Annotated in this window: 1 pseudogene; it reads right to left on the reverse strand. The window is 49.3% G+C overall.

Going from position 1 to position 739, the window contains the following annotated elements:
* Positions 1-739 (reverse strand): annotated as a pseudogene (locus R7Q11_RS26055) (FGGY-family carbohydrate kinase); the annotation flags it as partial.

Below are 739 nucleotides of genomic sequence, written 5' to 3' on the forward strand. Positions count from 1 at the left end.
AGAGCATTGGCAAAAGTTCTGAAGCAACTTCTTCGGCAGTTAAGGCAAAGTCTGGATTGAGCTCGGCATAAGCCTGTAGTGGCCACATTAAGACGTTTTTGAACCAGGCATACATGTCGCCAAAAGCGGACTGTCCGGCTTCAAGTGCTAGCAACTCGGGCATAGCACTGCCTTCGACTTGACCACAAATACCATGAATAGTGCGGTCACCGACGTTTTGTGATTCAACCATCAAAATGTCACAGGTAGAAGTGCCAATGACTTTAACTAAATCGTTGGCACCAGCACCGGCACCAACGGCACCCATGTGGCAATCAAACTCGCCGATTGCAATCGCGATGCCTTCTGGTAAGCCTAATTTTATTGCCCATGCTTTTGATAGGTACCCGGCCGCCTGATCGGAGGTAAAGACTTCTGTGAACATACGGTTGCGAATACCGTCTAACGTCGGTGAAATTGCGCTTAAAAACGCTTGTTCAGGTAGTCCGCCCCAGCTTTCATGCCACATCGCTTTGTGTCCCGCAGCGCAGATGCCACGACGCAATTTTTGTGGATGTTGAGTATCAGCCAAAATTGCTGGGATCCAATCACACAGCTCGACCCAGCTGAAAGCACGTTTTGCAACTTGTTCATCTTGTTCGCTGACCCAAGCCGCTTTTGCCCAAAACCATTCTGAAGTGTACACACCGCCGACGTAACGCGTGTAATCGGTGAATTTTCCCGAATGGGCGAGTTCATT

Source organism: Vibrio sp. 970 (assembly GCF_033339075.1).